A 2,823-nucleotide genomic window follows, 5' to 3' on the forward strand; every position below is an offset into this window, starting at 1 on the left:
TCATTGCTAAGGGGTCGCTCACTCAAAATACTGACCGTCACTCATCGCTGAGCAACGTATTTCTTTTTCGTGAACATTTGATAATTTAAGTAATCAAGAACCGAAGTTCCTGGCACCTTCATCAAACGCCCACACTTATCGACTGTTAATTGTTAAAGAACTTGTCTGGTACTGCCTTGCTCAGTTTGGCGAATCGTTGTGTTCGTCATCAGCAGAAGAAGAAGAGTATGAAGCGTTTTTCGTTTCTCGTCAACTTCTTTTTTTCCACTTCGCTGCTGCTCGCAAAGAAATTACGCATCTAACACCTTGATTACGTTAACGTTTTGCAGACAGCGCCGAAGCGGACGCGAATTATAAAGCACGTCACAGGAAGGAAGCAAGGTTCTTTCGTATGCTATTTCTGTTTGCTTTTTCTTGCCGCTGCTCAAGGGTCTCGTCGCCTGTCAGCGCGTTCACCACCATGGCGTCTGGCGATATGCATCCCTGGAAGAGGCGGCGCCGTATAATCGATGTGTTTTGACGCTCGCGCCCCGGTCACGGCCGGCGAAACGAGAAGCGCAACGCTCTTAACAGGGCAATGCCGTGCAGCCCCCGCAACGCTACGCAAGTACGTGTCGAAGCCGCCAACCGCCTTGTCAGGCCACTGTGTAATCGCATGGATAGGGCGGACGGCTCCACCTGGCGGCAGTGACACCAGCCACAAGGTAGAAATGTGCGCAGGTGAATTTATGTTTAATCTAGCCTACGGAAACGCGGGGTGCTTGTCCCTTCCAAAGACCCACATGACCCGTTCCACTTTATTGCCAGCGACACCCCTGTCGCCTGCATCTGTCGCGCTCATCGACGTCCTCGCTTGCGCCTTACTGACGGGAGCCGCGAGGTGAGCGCGTCTCGTGCGGTCCTGATCGCGGCCATGGCTTCAGGCCAGGGCAAGACCACTGTTACCGCCGCCCTGGCGCGCAGCCTGGCACGTGCTGGCCAACGGGTGCGAGTCTTCAAGTGCGGCCCCGACTTCATCGATCCAATGCTGCTCGAGCTCGCATGCGGCGCTCCGGTGGAATCGCTCGACCTGTGGATGGTAGGGATCGACGAATGCCGGCGCCGCCTGGCCGATGCGGCGCACACTGCCGATGCGGTGCTGGTCGAAGGCGTCATGGGCCTCTATGACGGCACCCCGTCGGCAGCGGATCTCGCGCGCGCCTTCGGCATTCCCGTTCTGGCCGTGATCGATGCGTCGGCGATGGCACAGACGATGGGCGCGGTGGCATGCGGACTGCGCGATTACGGCCCGGTGCAACTGGCCGGCGTCATCGCCAATCGGATTGCAGGTAGCGGCCACGCACACATGGTTGCGCAGTCGCTGCGCGGCATTGCCCTGATCGGCGCCCTGCCGGGCCAGGCTGTCACGCTGCCCGAGCGGCACCTCGGCCTGGCGCTGCCGCACGAACTGCCCGAACTCGACGCGCTGTTCGACCAGATGGCCGATGCGCTCGAACTGGACCACGCGGCCTGGCAGTCGCTGCCCTTCTTCGATGCGCCGGCGCCGATGCCTTCCCCGGGCCTGCCACCGCTCCTGGGCGGCCGCACCGTTGCGATCGCGCGCGACGCCGCTTTCGCTTTCCTCTACCCGGCCAACCTCGATACGCTGCGCGCGCTCGGTGCCCAGCTGGTCTTCTTCTCGCCGCTTGCCGACGAACAGGTACCGGAAGCGGCCGACGCCGTCTACCTGCCCGGCGGTTATCCCGAATTGCATGCACAAGTACTCGCCGGAGCCCAGCGCTGGCGTGCTTCGATCGTCGCATGCTGCGCCGCGCGCTTGCCGATCGTCGCCGAATGCGGGGGCATGATGGTGTTGGCCGACGAATTGACGGACCCTGACGGTGTGCGCTGGCCGATGGCTGGCCTGCTCCCAGGCGTCGTGCGTATGCAATCGCGTTTGGCGGGTATCGGTCCGCAGGCGCTCGCGACGCCGGCGGGGAGCTTGCGTGGCCACACGTTCCATTATTCGCACCTGGAGACACCCTTGGCTCCCGCCCTGCACACGGTGCGCCATCCATCGGGCGATGCAGGCGAGGCCGTGTATCGGGCCGGCTCGCTGACGGCATCCTACTTCCATGCCTATTTCGCGTCGAACCCGGAGGCAGCTGCCTGCCTGTTCATGCGCGGTGCGGCTCAGCCCGCTGGTGATTGCGTTGAGACGGTCCAGCTGCGGGTGAAATAGAATTTTTCTATCGTTAAACTTAAATCAATTTATTTTACTGAATAGATGAGAATGACTATCATGTGACTCAAGTTCGAGACGCAGGAGCAGCCATGATCATCGCAGCAAAACGCCTCAGCCAGGTCGCCACCCACATGGGCATTGCCTATGTTGTGGCCTACGCGCTGACCGGTTCGGCTATCTTTAGTGGTTTGGCAGTGCTGGTCGAACCACTGATCAATGTCTTGCTGCTTCCTCTGCACCAAGCGGCTTGGGTGAAGTTGCGGCGCGGCGCCTGGTGGGCCCGTGGCGCCTGCCTAGGCGCCGCGTGCGAAAAGCTTAGCCAGACCGGGCTGCATGCCGGCGTCGCGTTTGGCGTCATGTATGTCGCGACAGGGTCGGTTGCCATAGGTGGTATCGCGGCGCTGCTCGAACCGGTCTGCAATGTCCTCGTCTTGCCTTTCCACGACCGTCTGTGGGAAGGAGTCGAACGCGGCATGCAGTCGAAGGGCGGACAGCTTATTGCCATGTAAGGGGGACAAGCGACCTACCTCATTTCACGGGACGAAAAAAAACCCGCTGATCTGCATCAGCGGGTTTTTTCTTTATAACTAGCCTGACGA

General features: G+C 60.3%; 2 protein-coding genes. Both read left to right on the forward strand.

What is annotated here, in order from left to right:
• The first annotated feature begins 880 nt into the window (after positions 1 to 880).
• The gene (locus ACFPOU_RS20115) at positions 881 to 2,221 is read left to right on the forward strand and encodes a cobyrinate a,c-diamide synthase (RefSeq protein ID WP_379725505.1); all 1,341 of its coding nucleotides are present in this window, start codon (positions 881 to 883) and stop codon (positions 2,219 to 2,221) included.
• A 92-nt stretch (positions 2,222 to 2,313) separates the two neighbouring features.
• Positions 2,314 to 2,733, forward strand: a complete 420-nt coding sequence (locus ACFPOU_RS20120; protein ID WP_379725508.1) for a DUF2061 domain-containing protein — start codon at positions 2,314 to 2,316, stop codon at positions 2,731 to 2,733.
• Positions 2,734 to 2,823 lie beyond the last annotated feature (90 nt).

Source organism: Massilia jejuensis, from assembly GCF_042656795.1.
Classification (GTDB): domain Bacteria; phylum Pseudomonadota; class Gammaproteobacteria; order Burkholderiales; family Burkholderiaceae_D; genus Telluria; species Telluria jejuensis.